This window comes from Streptomyces sp. NPDC050988, assembly GCF_044456225.1.
GTDB lineage: Bacteria > Actinomycetota > Actinomycetes > Streptomycetales > Streptomycetaceae > Streptomyces.
In genome coordinates this window covers 594,998-609,839 of the sequence record NZ_JBITFQ010000001.1, presented here as the reverse complement: position 1 = coordinate 609,839, position 14,842 = coordinate 594,998, and the positions used below count along the sequence as shown (strand labels likewise).

Sequence of the window (14,842 nt, the reverse complement as noted above, 5' to 3'; positions counted from 1 at the left end):
GCGACCAGCGAAACGAGGCATCCATGGGAATCCAGCGAATCGAATCGGTCACCTACGGTATCGACGATGTCGACGAATGCGTCCGATTCTTCGACGACTTCGGGCTGTTCCCGGTCGAGCGGACCGACGAACACGCGGTCTTCGAGACGCTCACCGGCCAGACCCTCCACCTGGACTCCCGCCCCGGCCCGCGACTGCCGCCACCGGTGGAGGCCGGCCCCACCCTGCGCGAGGTGGTGTGGGGCGTCGACACCCCACGGGAACTGCAGCGGCTGGTCGCCGCGGCAAGCCGTGACCGCAAGGCCCACGAGAGCGCCGACGGCGTCCACCACACCGTGGACGAGACCGGCTTCGGAGTGGGACTGGCCCTCGCCCGACCGAAGGCCGTGCCCGTCACACCCCGGCCCGCCAACGCAACGGGCAGCGTCAACCGCTGGAACACCGCCCTGGAACCGATCACCCGCGTACGCCCGCTGCGCATGTGCCACGTCGCCCTGAACATCGCCAAGCAGGGCCGGGAGGAAGCCGTCGCCTTCTACGTGGAGCGCCTCGGCTTCCGGCCCACCGACGTCGTCGAACCCATGGGCGTCTTCCTCCAGGCACCGGGCGACGACGACCAGCACACCATGCTGCTCTGCCACCGCCCCGACCGGCCCGGCGTCAACCACATCGCGTACGAGGTCCCGGGCTTCGACGACGTCGTCGAGGGCGGCAATCACATGATCGACCAGGGCTGGCGGGAGGCCCGCAAGCTCGGCCGCCACACCATCGGGTCCAACGTCTTCCGCTTCCTGCACGCGCCGTGCGGCGGCCGGGTCGAGTACGCCGCCGACATGGACCGGGTCGACGACACCTATGAGACCCGTGTCCACGAGACCACACCGCCCCACCACATCTGGGCGCTGCGCACCAACCGTGACCAGGAAGCCCCGGCCCAGACCTGACCCTGAGAGGGCACCCACTGATGACCACCGACCACGGCTACCCCGCCGTCCGTATGTACATCGCGGGCGAGTGGTGCCAGGGCGGCACCGGACGGACCGCCCCGATCGTCAACCCGGCCACCGAGGAGGTGATCGGAGACGTACCGCTCGCCACCACCGCGGATCTCGACCACGCCCTTCACGCGGCGGCCGTGGGCTTCGGGACCTGGCGGGACACGCCCGTCGACAGGCGTACCGAGATCCTTCACGCGGCCGCAGACCTGCTCACCGAGCGGGCCGTCGCCGTCGGCCGGATCATGACCCTGGAACAGGGCAAGCCCCTCGCGGAGGCGACCGGCGAGGCCCGCCGCGTCGCGGACACCCTGCGCTGGCACGCCGACGACGCCCGCCGCGCGTACGGCCGCATCATCCCGTCCGCCCCCGGCACCATGCTCTCCGTACGGCGCGAACCGATAGGCCCCGTGGCCGCGTTCGTCCCGTGGAACTTCCCGGCCGGCGGCCCGATGCGGAAGATCTCCTCCGCGCTCTCCGCCGGCTGCTCGATCGTCATCAAGGCCTCGGAGGAGACGCCGGCCACCGCCGCGGCCCTGGTGGGCTGCTTCGAGGACGCGGGTCTGCCGGCCGGGGTGCTGAACCTCGTCTTCGGCGAACCGGCCGAGGTGTCCGCCCACTTGATCGCCTCCCCGGTCACCCGCCTTGTCGCCTTCACCGGCTCGGTCCCCGTGGGCAAGCTGCTGGCCGCCGCGGCCGGGCAGGTCATGAAGCCCTCCCTGATGGAGCTGGGCGGGCACGCCCCGGTGATCGTGTGCTCCGACGCCGACCCGGCCGTGGCCGCCCGCCGCGCGGCCCGGGCGAAGTTCGCCAACGCGGGCCAGGTGTGCACCTCGCCGAGCCGGTTCCTCGTCCACGAGAGCCTCGTCGAGGACTTCACCGCCGAGTTCGTGAAGGCCGCCGAAGCCGTCGTCGTCGGCGACGGCCTGGCTGAGGGCACGACGATGGGGCCGCTCGCCAACGAGCGCCGGCTGCGCGCGATGCGGCGCCTTACCGCGGACGCCGTCAACCGTGGCGCCACCGTGCGCACGGGCGGCGAACGGCTCGACCGCGCCGGGTACTTCTACGCGCCGACCGTCCTCACCGACGTACCGGCGGACGCGGACCTGATGCGCGAGGAGCCGTTCGGGCCGATCGCACCCGTCGTGCCGTTCTCCGACCTCGACGAGGCGCTCGCCACCGCGAACGAACTGCCGTACGGACTGGCGGCGTACGGATTCACGGAGTCCGCCGCCACCGCCGAGCGGCTCGTGCGCGAACTGGAGGCCGGGATCCTGTCTCTCAACCACTGCGGCGGCTCCGTCAGCGAGGCGCCCTCCGGGGGAGTCAAGGAGAGCGGCTACGGCAGGGAGGGCGGGCCGGAGGCACTGGACGCCTACCTGGTCACCAAGCGTGTCTCCCATCTGCTGGCGGGCTGAGGTGCCATGAGGTACACCCGGGTCTCGGTCGACGGCCGGGCGGTGTGGGGACGCGTGGGGGAGGAGGACATCGAGCTGCTGTCCGAGTCTCCGCTCGAGGGCACCCCCGTCGTGATCGGCGCTGTGCCGCGCGCCGCCGCGACCTGGCTGCCGGCGGTCGTCCCGCCCGTGTTCTACGCGGTCGGCCTGAACTACCGGCGGCACATCGAGCACGCGCGCGCCGAGATACCGGCCCGCCCCGAGGTGGGCTACCGAGCCAACAACGCGCTCACCGGCCATGGGCAGCCCATCGTCAAACCCGCCGGTGTCGAGGGCAGGTTCGAGGCCGAGCCGGAACTCGTCGCGGTCATCGGCCGCACCCTGCGGCACGCCACACACGAGGAAGCACGTACGTCGGTCTTCGGCTGGACGATCGGCAACGACGTCAGCGCCCGGACCTGGCAGCACCAGGACCGCACGTTCTGGCGCAGCAAGAACAGCGACACGTTCAAGCCGATGGGGCCCTGGATCGAGACCGACGTCGACGCCCTCGCACAGACCACCACGCTCCGTGTGAACGGGGAGGTCCGCGCCTCGTTCGCCACCGGCGACATGGTCTTCGACCCCTTCGATCACATCGTCGAGATCACCAGACACATCACTATGCACCCGGGCGACGTGCTGTGGATGGGCGCCGAGTCCACCTGCCAACTCGAACCCGGGGACACCGTGGACATCGAGATCAGCGGCATCGGCGTCCTGTCCAACCCCGTACACAGCGAAGGGATTCCGTCATGAGCAACGCACCCCGCTACATCCACCACGTCAACTTCCCCACCACCGACGCCGACCGGACCGCCGACTGGTACACCAAGGTCTTCGGAATGAAGCGGATCATGCCCAAGTCCAACACCCGTGTGGTGCTGATGACCCGGGGCAACTTCGATCTGCACTTCACGCCGGTCGAGGAGATGGAGCGCATGGCGCCCTATCACTTCGCCGTCGAGGTCGACGACTGGGACGAATTCCTCGACCACCTCAAGGACCTGGGGATCCGGCACACCCGCCCGATCCAACGCCCGGAGAACCAGTCCAAGTTCTGCTACATCCACGACCCCGACCACACCATGATCGAGCTGGTCTGGCACAGCAAGCGCCCCAACTGACAGCGCGAGACCGGGAGTTCACCCACATGCCTCTCGCCGACTCCGACGGCACCTCCATCTACTACGAACGCCACGGCAGCGGCCCGGCGATCCTGTTCGTACACGGCAGCGGCGGTCACCATGCCGCCTGGTGGCAGCAAGTCACCGCACTGCGCGAGGAGTTCACGGTCGTCACCGTGGACCTGCGCGGCTTCGGCAAGTCCGACTCCTCCATGTCCGAGTTCGACGGCCAGGACTTCCCCGGCGACGTGGTCGCCGTACTGGACGCCGAGGACCTCACCGACGTCATGCTCGTCGGCCAGTCCATCGGCTCCGTCGCCGCCCTGCGTGCCGCCCTCCTGCGCCCGGAACGCGTCTCCTCCGTCGCCCTCGGGCACTCCCTCGGCGGCATCAGCCACCCCGAACTCAGGGAACTGGCCGCCGCCGACCGCGCCGAGGCCGTCAAACTCCCCGTCATCGACCGCCTGTTGACCAAGCGGTTCCAGGAGGAGCGCCCCGACCTCACCTTCCTCTTCCAGCAGATGGGCACCTTCAACGTCGCGAAGATGGCCGACCTGCGCAACCTCGACACCGACGGACCGTCTCTTGGCGACATCCGGGCCTCGGGAGTCGCGGTCGCCTTCCTGGCCGGCGAGCGGGACGCGGTGCTCGGCGTGAAGACCGTGACCCGGGCCCACGAACTGCTGCCCGGCTCCCACCTGGAGATCGTCCCGGACGCCCCGCACTCCATGTACTGGGAGACGCCCGACAAGTACAACGCGGCCGTCGCCCGTCTGCGCCGCACCCTCACCGCACCGAAGGAAACCGCATGAGCACCACCTCCAAGGAAGCCGTATGACCCCCGTATCGAAGGAAGCAGCATGAGCAGCCTCACGCTCGACGCCGCCGACGAGATGGTCGACGCCGCACTGAAGCGCGCCCAGTCCCTGGGAAAGGCGGTGAGCGTCGCGGTGGTGGACGCGGGCGGCTTCGTCATCAGCGTCCGCCGCTCGGACGGCGCCCGCCCGCTGACCCCGGACATCGCCCGCGCCAAGGCGTACACCGCGGCCGTCATGCAGCGCCCCGGAAAGATGCTGAAGAAGTGGCAGGAGAGCCAGCCGGTCTTCTTCGCCCAGCTCTCCCAACTCCCGGGCGCGGCCCTGCCGATCATGGCCACCGAGGGCAGCGTCACCATCAAGAAGGACGGCGAGATCATCGGCGGCCTCGGCATCGCGGGCGGCACCGCCGAAGAGGACCAGCAGGTCGCCGACGACGTACTCCAATCCCTCGGCTACGAGCTGGAGTTCGCGGCCTGGGGTGTCGCGGGCACGCAGGCCGGGTCCACGGGAAACGGGACCGCCGGGCCTACGGATAACGGGACCGCCGCGCCCTCGGAAAACGGGACCTCGGAAAACCGGACCACGGAAAGGGGGGCCTGAGCCATGGCGGACACCTTCAACTACCGCATCGACCACCACGGCAGCCTGGTCCGCCCCGCCGAACTCCTCGCGGCCAGGGCGGCCGCCGACCCCGAGGCCCTGCACAAGGCCGAACTCACCGCGGTAGAGGAGGCGGTGGCCTACCAGCGCAGGCTGCGCTCCACGGTCGTCACCGACGGCGACTTCCCACGCGAGGACTTCCGCGGGGCAGTCCTCGACGCGGTCTCCGGCTTCCGGCGTACGGAGGAGCGGACCGCCGACGGGCTGACCCGCTGGGTGGCGGAGGCCCTGCCCAAGGCCAGTGGCCCGCTGCTCGCCGACTGGGCCGGGCGGATCGCGGACCTGACGGTGATCGCGCCCAAGGTCACCCTGCCGTCACCGGCCTACCTGGCCGCGACCACCTTCGCCCCGGAGCTGGCCGGCTCCGGAGGCCCGGCCTCGGCCCGCGAACTCGGCGAGGCCCTCGCGGAGATCATCCACGCGGAGATCGAGCTGCTGGTCTCCCGGGGCGTCCGGCTGATCCAGCTCAACAACCCGCTCCTCCTCGGCCAGGTCGCCGCCGACCCGGCCGAGCCCGGCCCGCTCTCCTTCGTGGACGCGCTGGCCGTGGAGGCACAGGCCGTACGCCTCGACGTGCGACCGGCAGGCGTGCGCATCGGCGTCTGCCCGGGCTGGGCGGCGCCCGCGGTGGTGGACCGGGCCGGGGCCGAGAGCCTCTACGGCGAGGTCCCGGCCGACCGCTGGATCCTGCCGTACGACAAAGGCACCGCCGCCGAGCTGGACCTGCTCAGGGCGTTGCCCGAGGACCGGGACGCCTGCCTGGGCGTCGTGGACCCGGCCGTGCCCGAACTGGAGGACATCGACACGGTGTTGGCCCGCATCGACGCCGGCGCCGAGGTCAAGGACATCGAGGACATGGCCGTCGCACCGTCGCGCGGCTTCGCCGACTCGGCCGCCCGACCGCTGCTGAGCGCCGAGGATCAGCGCCGCAAACTGGTCCTGGTGGAGACCGTCGCCCGCTACTGCTGGGGCAACGAGTTCTGAGCCGATGACCCCGATGCGGCCCCTATGCAGCCCCTATGCGGTCCGGAAACGGCCGGGAAGCGCGCCCGCGCTTCCCGGCGGGGGCAGGGCCTTACAGGACCTCGGCGAAGGTCACCGTCCGCTCCGTCAGCAGCGGCCACACCGTCCCCACGATCAGTTCGTCGAAGTGCCCGGCGGCCTTGTGAGCGTCGAAACCCGCCCGGTCGGTGTACTGCTCGTACAGGACGAAGCTCCCCGGACGGTCCGCCTCGGCGTGCACCTCGTACGCCAGGTTCGCCGGCTCGGCACGGGTGTGTTCGCGCGCCTTCAGGAGCGCGGCACGCACCGAGGCCTCGTCGGCGGGCTCGCAGTGGTAGCGGGCGATGACTGCGTAGGCCATGTCTGTCTCTCCTCAGCGGAATCTCGGCTCCCGGCGGCCCGCAACAGGCCTCCGGCCAGCAGATTCCAGCACGGATCAACCGCACGCCGACCTGCGCGCGGCGCAACCAATGACTGCCGCCGCGGGACTGGTGGCCCGCTCCCACATGGTGTGTTGTCGCATCCGGCCCGTACGGGTGCTCCCTGTGCAGACCGCGGACCCGCTCCGCGGCGGACGAAGGAAGTGATCTTCATGCGAACCCTGGAAACCCTCTCCGGTGGGGAGTGGGCGGCGACCGGCGAGTGGATCGACGTCCACGACCCCGCCGACGTCCGCACCCCGTTCGCACGCGTCCCCGCCCTCGCCGCCAAGGACGTCACCCGTGCCTACGACCACGCCGAGCGCGGGTTCGCCGCCTGGAAACGCACCAGCCCCTTCGAACGCGCCCGGATCCTCACCGACGCGGCGCGGCTGATCCGGGAGCGGGCCGACGCGATCGCGGCCGACGTCACCGCCGAGAACGGCAAGACCCGCGCCGAGGCACACGGCGAGACCCTGAAGGCAGCCGACTTCCTTGACTACTACGCGGGCCTGGCCCGCCAGGGCTACGGCACACTGCTGCACGACGCCCGCCCCGACACCCGTACGCACACCCAACGGGAACCGATCGGCGTGATCCTCGTGATCAGCCCCTGGAACGACCCGCTGATCACCCCGGCCCGCAAGCTCGCCCCGCTCCTCGCGACCGGCAACGCGGCCGTCTTCAAACCGGCCACCGGGACACCGCTCTCCGGTCTGCACTTCGCCCGAGCCCTGCACGACGCGGGCCTGCCGGCCGGTGTCCTGAACGTGGTGACGGGCCGTACGCCCGAGATCGAGGAGGCACTGCTCGACGACCCGCGGATCGCGGGCATCACCTTCACCGGCTCCAACGCGGTGGGCAACCGGATCCGCCGCCGCCTCGCCGACCGCAACGTCCGCTTCCAGGGCGAACTCGGCGGCAAGAACGCCTCCGTCGTCCTGCGGGACGCCGATCTGCCGGCCGCCGCGAGGGCCGTCGTCGCGGCCTCCTTCGGCCAGGCCGGACAGCGCTGCACCGCCACCAGCCGGGTCGTCGTCGAGCGGCCGGTGTACGAGGAGTTCGCCAGGCTCCTCGTCACGGAGGTCGAGGCGCTGACGACGGGTCCGGGCAGCGACCCGGCCACCACCCTGTGCCCGCTGTCCAGCCCACAGCAGCGGGACGGAGTCCTCGCCGACCTGAACAAGGCGATCGACCAGGGCGCCACCGTCCTCACCGGCGGCGGCGCGGACATCGAGGGCGACCGCGCCCACGGCTGCTACGTACAGCCGACGGTCCTCGCCGACATCACCCCCGAGACGGCGATCTGGCGCGAGGAGGTCTTCGGCCCGGTCCTCGCCGTCCGGGTGGTCGAGGACTTCGACCGGGCCGTCGACGCGGTCAACGACTCCGGCTTCGGGCTCGCCGCCGCCGTCTTCACCCGGGACCTCACGGCCGCGTACCGCTTCGTCGACGAGGCCGAGTGCGGGCAGGTCGCGGTGAACACCACGACGACCGGCTGGGACGTCCACCTGCCCTTCGGCGGGTTCCGGGACTCCGGCACGGCCTACAAGGAGCAGGGCGACGAGGTCCTGCGCTTCTCCACCCGCGTCAAGACCGTCGCCGTCCACTTCGGCGCGTGACGGGCGTGACGGGCGTGACGGTGGCGAGCGGCAGAAGGGGAAAAGGCAGAGAGGAGGACGCCGATGGCTGACGAGACGATCGGCATCGTCGGCGCAGGCATCATCGGCCTCGCCACCGGCCGCGAGATCGCCCTGCGCCGCCCCGGCACCCGGGTCGTGGTGCTGGAGAAGGAACAGCGGATCGCCGTCCACCAGACCGGCCACAACTCGGGCGTCGTGCACGCCGGGATCTACTACGCCCCCGGCAGCCTCAAGGCGGACCTGTGCGTCCGGGGCGTGTCCATGCTCCGCGAGTACTGCCAGGAACGGTCCCTGCCGTACAAGGAGACCGGCAAGCTCGTCATGGCGGTGCGCGAGGACGAGCTGGACCGGATGGAGAACCTCTACCGACGGGCCGCAGGCAACCACGTGCCCGACCTCCGGCGGATCTCCAGGGAGGAGATCAAGGAGATCGAGCCCCACGCCGGGGGCATCGCGGCCCTGTACTCCCCGCGTACCGCGATCACCGACTACCCGGCGATCGCCGGGGAGTTCGCCAAGGACGTCGAGGCCTCGGGCGGCGAGGTGCGGCTCGGCTTCCCGGTCGCCGCGATCACCGACGTCCCGGGCGGCATCGAGGTGACCTCCGGGCAGCGGCAGGGCTCCCGGGACGAAGACCGGCGGAGGGTCCGCGTCGACCGGCTGATCCTCTGCTCGGGGCTCCACTCGGACTCCGTCGCCAAGCTGGCCCAGGACAGCCGGGAGCCGCGGATCGTGCCCTTCCGGGGCGAGTACCTGCTGCTCAGACCGGAGTCGAGGAACCTGGTCCGCGGGCTCGTCTACCCGGTGCCCGACCCGCGCTACCCCTTCCTCGGCGTGCACTTCACCCCGCGGGTCGACGGCTCCGTCGAGGTCGGTCCGAACGCCGTCCTGGCCCTGGCCAGGGAGGGCTACCGGCTGGGCAGCGTCTCGCCCAGGGACCTCGCCGGACTCGCCGGTTACCCCGGCACCTGGAGGATGGCCGCCCGGCACTGGCGGACGGGCATCAAGGAGTACCGGGGCTCACTGTCCAGGGCGGCCTTCATGAAGGACGCCCAGTTGTACGTGCCCGGCGTCGGCGTCCAGGACGTGGTGCGCGGCGGGGCCGGCGTACGCGCCCAGGCCCTGGACCGGGACGGCACGCTCGTGGACGACTTCCGCATCCACCGTCTTGGCCGGATCACCGCTGTCCGCAACGCGCCCTCGCCGGCCGCCACCGCCTCCATGGCGATCGCCGAGCACATCGTCGACGCCGTCCTCGACGACGCCTCCGCACCCTGAAAATGCCCTGCTCACACCGCACTTCCGCGCAACAACAGCTTGCGCTCCCAGCGCTCTGCAAGACCTCACGTCCCGCCTAGCGTTCCTTCCGCACCACCCCAATACGCCGTCCCAGAGGAAGAGTTGAAGACATGTTCGTCGTCGACACGCAGATCCACATCTGGAAGGAAGAGACCCCGGACCGCCCCTGGGTCCCGGGGGCGCGGGAGCGCATCCGCCTCAACGGCCACCGCGAGGACCCCTTCTCGTACGAGGAGGCCCTGGAGCTGATGGACGAGGCGGGCGTCAACCGGGCGCTGATCCTGCCCCCTTCATGGGAGGGCAACCGCATCGACTACGCCCTGGAGGCCTGCGAGGCGTACCCGGACCGCTTCGGCATCATGGCCCGCGTCCCCCAGGACGACCCGGTCGAGGGCACCGCCCTGCTGAAGGACTTCGCCGGGAACCCGTACATCAAGGGCACCCGGCTCACCTTCCACCGCCCGCAGGACCGCAACTGGATGATCGACGGAACCAACGACTGGTACTGGCCGATAGCCGAGGAACTCGGTATCCCGACCATGGTCCACGCCCCGATCTGGAAGCGCGAGCTCGGCCAGATCGCCGCCAAGCATCCCGGGCTGAAGATCATCATCGATCACATGGGCATCATGGCCCGCTGCGTGGACGACGCGATCGGCTACTGGGTCCAGGAGACCGCAGACCTCGCCGAGCACCCCAACATCTACGTCAAGGTCTCGGCCCTGCCCGGCTACTCGACGCAGCCCTTCCCGAACAAGAACATCGAGAAGTACGTGCGCGAGATGGTCGACAGGATGGGCCCCCGGCGCTGCTTCTACGGCACCGACATCACCCGGCTGCTCGGCCACGGCATCACCTACACCGACACGATCGAGCAGTTCACCAAGCACTGGGACTTCACGCCCGAGGAGCTTGAGTGGATCATGGGCCGCGGAATCTCCGAGGTCCTCGACTGGCCGATCGAGGGCTGAGGAAGCGCCGGAGATGACGGACACCCAGAAAAACTCGGGTACCCACGGCGGTGACGCCTTCGTATCGGCCTTCCAGGCCGCCGGCGCCGACTACCTCTTCTGTTCTTCCGGTTCCGAGTGGGCCCCGGTGTGGGAGTCCCTCGCCCGGCGCCACCGTGACGGGCTGCCCTGCCCGGCGTACCTCGACCTGACGCACGAGACCGTCGCCGTCGGCATGGCCACCGGCTACGGACTCGTCAGACGCCGCCCGCAGGGTGTGCTGCTGCACGCGGCACCGGGCCTGCTGCAGGGCTCCATGGCCGTGCACGGGGCGCTGCTCGCCGGTGTGCCGATGGTTGTGGCTTCATCGGAGTCGACCACGTACGGCGACGGGCCCGGCCAGGACCCGGGCGGCCAGTGGTACCGCAACCTGTCGATCGTGGGCGGCCCGCACGGCATCGCGCAGCCGTTCACCAAGTGGTCCAACGAGGCCGCCGGCGTCCACACCCTGCCCACGATGATCACGAGGGCGGCGGAACTGTCCTGGCGCGCCCCGGCCGGACCGGCGTACCTCAACATCCCGCTGGAGATCCTCCTGGAGGAGTGGGACGGCCGCGAGGCCAAGCCCGTCGTGCCGCCGGGCTCCACACACAGCTCGCCCGAAGAGGCCGACTCCGTGGCGCAGTCGATCCGGGAGGCCCGCAATCCCGTGATCGTGACCGAGACGTCCGGCCGCGAGGCGGGCGGCTTCGAGGCCCTGGTCGCCTTCGCCGAGGCCTGGCACATCCCGGTCGTCGAGCCGGACTCGGCGGTGTGCGGCAACTTCCCGCGCACCCACCCGCTGCACGCGGGCTCGGACATCGGGCCCTGGATGGACGAGGCGGACCTGATCCTCCTCGTCAACTGCCGTGCGCCCTTCTACCCGCCTTCGCGCCGGCCGTCCAAGGCGCGGATCGTCGTCATCGACGAGGTGCCACAACGCCCGCACGTCGTCTACCAAGTCCTGTTCGCCGACGCCTACTTGGAAGGCAACGTCGCCAACACCCTGCGCCAGCTCACCAAACGGGCGAAGGGCCTCGACGGGACGGCGGTCGCGGAGCGCCGCGCGGCACAGGAGGCGCGGTCCACCGCCGAGCGAACTGCCGTGGCCACCGCGGAGGCGAGGGCGGAGCAACAGGCCGAGGGCATCGACCCGGTCCTCCTCGCAGCCACCCTGCGCAAGCTGCTCGACGGCCGGGACGGGATCGTCGTCGACGAGACCATCACCCACAGCCGGATCGTCAGGCGCCACCTGCGGACCGACGCACCCGACTCGTACTTCTACGTGCAGGGCGGCCTCGGCCAGGGCATCGCCGTCGCGCTCGGTGTCAAACTCGCCGCCCAGGAGCGCCCGGTGGTGCTCACGATCGGCGACGGCGCCTTCGCCTACAACCCGGTCATCCCGTCGTACGACGCGTCCAAGTCGTACGAACTCCCGCTGCTGATCGTGGTGTTCAACAACCGCGTCTACAAGTCGATGAACCTCAACCATCGCAGGTTCTACCCCGAGGGCGCCGCCGCCGAGACGGGGGAGTGGCTCGGCACCGATCTGCGGCGGCTGCCCCGACTCGCCGCGTTCGCCGAGCCGTTCGGCATGCACACCGAGACCGTCGACACGCCGGACGCGCTCGCTTCCGCGCTGGAGCGTGCCCTCAAGGCCGTGTCCCAGGGCACCACCGCCGTCGTCGACGTCCTCGTCACCCGCTGACCCAGGAGGCTCCCGCCACCATGACCGACACCCCGACCGCCAAGCCGGGCAAGGTCCGCGTCCGAGCCGAGGACCTGCGCACCTTCTCCGCCGCCCTCCTGGAGAAGGGAGGGCTCAGCGCCGAGCACGCCGCCACCACCGCCGACGTGTTCGTCTGGGCCGCCCTGCGCGGCGTCGACTCGCACGGCATCGCCCGCGTCCCCGCCTACCTGGAACTGCTCGCCAAGGGCGTGGCCAACGCCCGGGCCGAGATCACGGTGGCGTCGACCACGCCGTCCGCCGCCGTCCTGGACGCCGACCGCGCCCCCGGCCCGGTGGCCCTCACCACCGCCGCCGAGGAGGCCGTGAGCCGGGCGAGGACCACCGGCATCGCCTCCGTCGGCGTACGCGGCACCGTCCACACCGGCGCCATCGGCTACTACGTCGCGAAGATCGCCGAACAGGGCCTGGTCGGCCTCGGGTTCGTCGCCGGCATGCCGAACATGGGCTATACGGGGGTGCAGGGCGCCGCCGTGGCGACCAGCCCGCTCGCCATCGCCGTACCCACGGCCGCGTCGTCGGGGCACGCACCGCTGCTGCTCGACATGGCCACCGCCACCATCGCCCTCGGCAGGATCCGTCAGGCCAGGGCGAGCGGCACTCCGCTGCCCGCGGGTGCCGCCGCCACCGAGGACGGCACCCCGACCACCGATCCGGAGAAGGCCGTCATGCCGCTGCCGCTGGGGGGCGCCAAGGGGTCCGGCATGTCACTCGCGTTCGAGCTGCTCACGAGTGTCCTCGTCGGTGCGCCGATCTTCTCCGCCTTCCACTCGGACGCCCCGAAGGCTCGCAAGCACCGGCAGAACGCCCTGCTCATCGCCCTGGACCCGGCGGCCTTCGGCGACCCGGACCGCTTCACCGCGGACGTCGACACCACCCTGAGCACCCTGAAGGGACTGCCGTCGGCGGACGGCGCGGCAGGTGTGTTCTACCCGGGTGAGCGCAGCGCCGCCGTGGCCGCGGAGCGGGCCGAGAAGGGAGTGCCGGTGGCACCGAAGGTGTGGCGCGAACTGACGGAGAGCGCGGAGCGGTTCGGGATCACTCCGCCGACGCCGATCGTCTGACCTGATGGGACGAGGTGGGACTGGACTGGACTGCCGTTCGGCACGGGGCAACTGAGCCACCGGTGGTTTTGTGGGTGGGGCCGGGGCAGGCAGCCTCGGTCTAGCCCCGTTGCCGTGCGGCCAGTTCATGGGCGATGTCACGCGTCGCCGGGTAGAGCCGGAGGTACAGCTCGTACAACTCGTCGTAGCCGGACCGTAGTTGAGGGTCCGGGACGACGCGTTCGCGTACCGGGTTCCACTCGTCGATGAGCGGGCGGCCGACCGCGCTCGTCGCGAGGAACGCCGCGCCGTAGCTCGCCCCGAGGGTGACGGTCCTGATCTCCTGCTCCATGCCCGTCACGGCCGAGACGATCCGGGTCCACAGGCCGCCCCGGGTGCCGCCGCCCACGGCGACGACACGGCGGATGTCCGCGCCGGCGGCGCGCATCGCCTCGACGTTGTGCCGTACGCCGAAGGCCGTCGCCTCCAGGGCGGCACGGTAGAGGTCGCCGCGGGTGTGCTCCACCGTCAGCCCGGCGATCACCCCGCGGGCGTGCGGATCGGCCACCGGTGTCCGCTCGCCCGCGAAGTACGGCAGCATCAGCAGCCCGCGCGCACCGGGCCCGGACGCCTCCGCCCCGGCGAGCAGCTCGGTGTGCTCGGGCGTGCCGAACAGCTCCCGCAGCCAGTCGGTGATCATGCCGGAGGTGGCCATGCCGCCCGCGAGACTGCGTGTTCCGGGCAACGCGCCGACGGTGCTCCACAGTTGGGGCACCAGCAGACGCTCGGACAGGGTGTTGATCAGGAACATGGTGCTGCCGTACATGAGCATCAGGTCACCGGTGTGCTGCGCCCCCACGCTCAGCGCCTCCGACCAGGCGTCGATCGTGCCGGCGATCACCGGGATCCCGGCGGGCAGACCGGTGGCATCGGCGGCCTCGGCCGTGACCTGGCCGGCGATGTCTCCGGGCCAGAGCAGGCGGGGCAGTTCGAGCCAGGGCGCGATGTGGCGCGTCCATGGCTCGTACCACTCCTGGGTCACGGAGTCGTACAGCGGGACGGCCTGGCTCGCCGAGTGGTGGTCGAGTACGCAGGTCCCGGTGAGCCGGACCACCAGGTACGAGCTGGGCATGTGGAGCCGCCGGGCCCGGGCGGTCACATCGGGCTCGTGCTCCGCCAGCCAGGCGATCTTGGGGCCGACGGCCTGGGTGGAGAGCAGCGATCCGCAGCGCCGCAGCACGGCGTCACGGCCCAACTCGTCGTCCAGGCGGGTGATCTGCTCGGTGGCCCGGGTGTCGACGCCGTACAGGATCGCCGGGCGCAGCGGTGTGTCCGTCCCGTCGGTGAGGGCGACACACGGGCCCATACCACTGACGCCGACCGCCGTGACGGAGGTGCCGTCCGGCGCGGACTTCAGCAACTCCCGGGTGATGGAGGCGAACTCGTCCCACCACACCCGTGCGTCCATCTCGACGTGCCCGGGGTGCGGACGGTCGACCGTGTGCGGGCGGACAGCCGTCGCGAGGACGGTTCCGTCCTCGCCCACCAGCACGCCCTTGCTGCTGGACGTACCGATGTCGACCCCGATCACCGTCATACGCTCAAGTCTCCCCGCTCACTAGCCAACCGGCCCGGCTCAGGACGCCCGACCCGGCCCGGTATGG

At 71.0% G+C, this 14,842-nt stretch carries 14 protein-coding genes; 12 read left to right on the top strand and 2 right to left on the bottom strand.

What is annotated here, in order from left to right; translation table 11 throughout:
- The first annotated feature begins 23 nt into the window (after positions 1 to 23).
- From ACIBEI_RS02675 to ACIBEI_RS02645, 7 genes are read left to right on the top strand one after another with little or no spacing between them, the layout of a single operon-like run.
- Complete coding sequence (locus ACIBEI_RS02675; RefSeq protein ID WP_398884312.1) at positions 24 to 944, top strand: VOC family protein; 921 nt, start codon at positions 24 to 26, stop codon at positions 942 to 944.
- 20 nt (positions 945 to 964) lie between these two features.
- Complete coding sequence (locus tag ACIBEI_RS02670; RefSeq protein ID WP_398884310.1) at positions 965 to 2,413, top strand: NAD-dependent succinate-semialdehyde dehydrogenase; 1,449 nt, start codon at positions 965 to 967, stop codon at positions 2,411 to 2,413.
- A 6-nt stretch (positions 2,414 to 2,419) separates the two neighbouring features.
- Positions 2,420 to 3,190: a fumarylacetoacetate hydrolase family protein gene (locus ACIBEI_RS02665; RefSeq protein ID WP_398884308.1), complete on the top strand. Its 771-nt coding sequence runs from the start codon at positions 2,420 to 2,422 to the stop codon at positions 3,188 to 3,190.
- Complete coding sequence (locus tag ACIBEI_RS02660; RefSeq protein ID WP_398884306.1) at positions 3,187 to 3,558, top strand: VOC family protein; 372 nt, start codon at positions 3,187 to 3,189, stop codon at positions 3,556 to 3,558. The genes ACIBEI_RS02665 and ACIBEI_RS02660 overlap by 4 nt, the downstream gene beginning before the upstream one ends.
- 26 nt (positions 3,559 to 3,584) lie before the next feature.
- On the top strand, positions 3,585 to 4,370 hold the full coding sequence (locus ACIBEI_RS02655; RefSeq protein WP_398884304.1) for an alpha/beta fold hydrolase: 786 nt from the start codon (positions 3,585 to 3,587) through the stop codon (positions 4,368 to 4,370).
- Positions 4,371 to 4,418: 48 nt separating this feature from the next.
- The gene (locus ACIBEI_RS02650; RefSeq protein WP_398884302.1) at positions 4,419 to 4,976 is read left to right on the top strand and encodes a heme-binding protein; all 558 of its coding nucleotides are present in this window, start codon (positions 4,419 to 4,421) and stop codon (positions 4,974 to 4,976) included.
- Positions 4,977 to 4,979: 3 nt separating this feature from the next.
- Positions 4,980 to 6,020, top strand: coding sequence for a methionine synthase II (cobalamin-independent)-like protein (locus tag ACIBEI_RS02645; RefSeq protein WP_398884300.1), 1,041 nt, complete (start codon positions 4,980 to 4,982; stop codon positions 6,018 to 6,020).
- Positions 6,021 to 6,111: 91 nt separating this feature from the next.
- On the opposite strand, the gene ACIBEI_RS02640 is transcribed toward ACIBEI_RS02645, so the two are convergent.
- Positions 6,112 to 6,399, bottom strand: coding sequence for a putative quinol monooxygenase (locus ACIBEI_RS02640; RefSeq protein WP_359848507.1), 288 nt, complete (start codon positions 6,397 to 6,399; stop codon positions 6,112 to 6,114).
- Positions 6,400 to 6,630: 231 nt separating this feature from the next.
- Between ACIBEI_RS02640 and ACIBEI_RS02635 the strand changes: the two genes are divergently transcribed.
- From ACIBEI_RS02635 to ACIBEI_RS02615, 5 genes are all read left to right on the top strand, one after another.
- On the top strand, positions 6,631 to 8,079 hold the full coding sequence (locus ACIBEI_RS02635; RefSeq protein WP_398884298.1) for an aldehyde dehydrogenase family protein: 1,449 nt from the start codon (positions 6,631 to 6,633) through the stop codon (positions 8,077 to 8,079).
- A gap of 63 nt (positions 8,080 to 8,142) precedes the next feature.
- Positions 8,143 to 9,378, top strand: a complete 1,236-nt coding sequence (gene lhgO, locus ACIBEI_RS02630) for an L-2-hydroxyglutarate oxidase (protein WP_398884296.1) — start codon at positions 8,143 to 8,145, stop codon at positions 9,376 to 9,378.
- Between the two features lie 131 nt (positions 9,379 to 9,509).
- The gene (locus ACIBEI_RS02625) at positions 9,510 to 10,370 is read left to right on the top strand and encodes an amidohydrolase family protein (protein WP_398884294.1); all 861 of its coding nucleotides are present in this window, start codon (positions 9,510 to 9,512) and stop codon (positions 10,368 to 10,370) included.
- Between the two features lie 13 nt (positions 10,371 to 10,383).
- Positions 10,384 to 12,096 carry a thiamine pyrophosphate-dependent enzyme gene (locus tag ACIBEI_RS02620; protein WP_398884292.1) on the top strand — a complete coding sequence of 571 codons (1,713 nt, stop codon included), beginning with the start codon at positions 10,384 to 10,386 and terminating at the stop codon, positions 12,094 to 12,096.
- Between the two features lie 20 nt (positions 12,097 to 12,116).
- The gene (locus ACIBEI_RS02615) at positions 12,117 to 13,199 is read left to right on the top strand and encodes an Ldh family oxidoreductase (RefSeq protein WP_398884290.1); all 1,083 of its coding nucleotides are present in this window, start codon (positions 12,117 to 12,119) and stop codon (positions 13,197 to 13,199) included.
- A gap of 100 nt (positions 13,200 to 13,299) precedes the next feature.
- Here the strand turns inward: ACIBEI_RS02615 and ACIBEI_RS02610 are convergent, their stop codons facing one another.
- The gene (locus ACIBEI_RS02610; protein ID WP_398884288.1) at positions 13,300 to 14,775 is read right to left on the bottom strand and encodes an FGGY-family carbohydrate kinase; all 1,476 of its coding nucleotides are present in this window, start codon (positions 14,773 to 14,775) and stop codon (positions 13,300 to 13,302) included.
- Between the last annotated feature and the right edge of the window lie 67 nt (positions 14,776 to 14,842).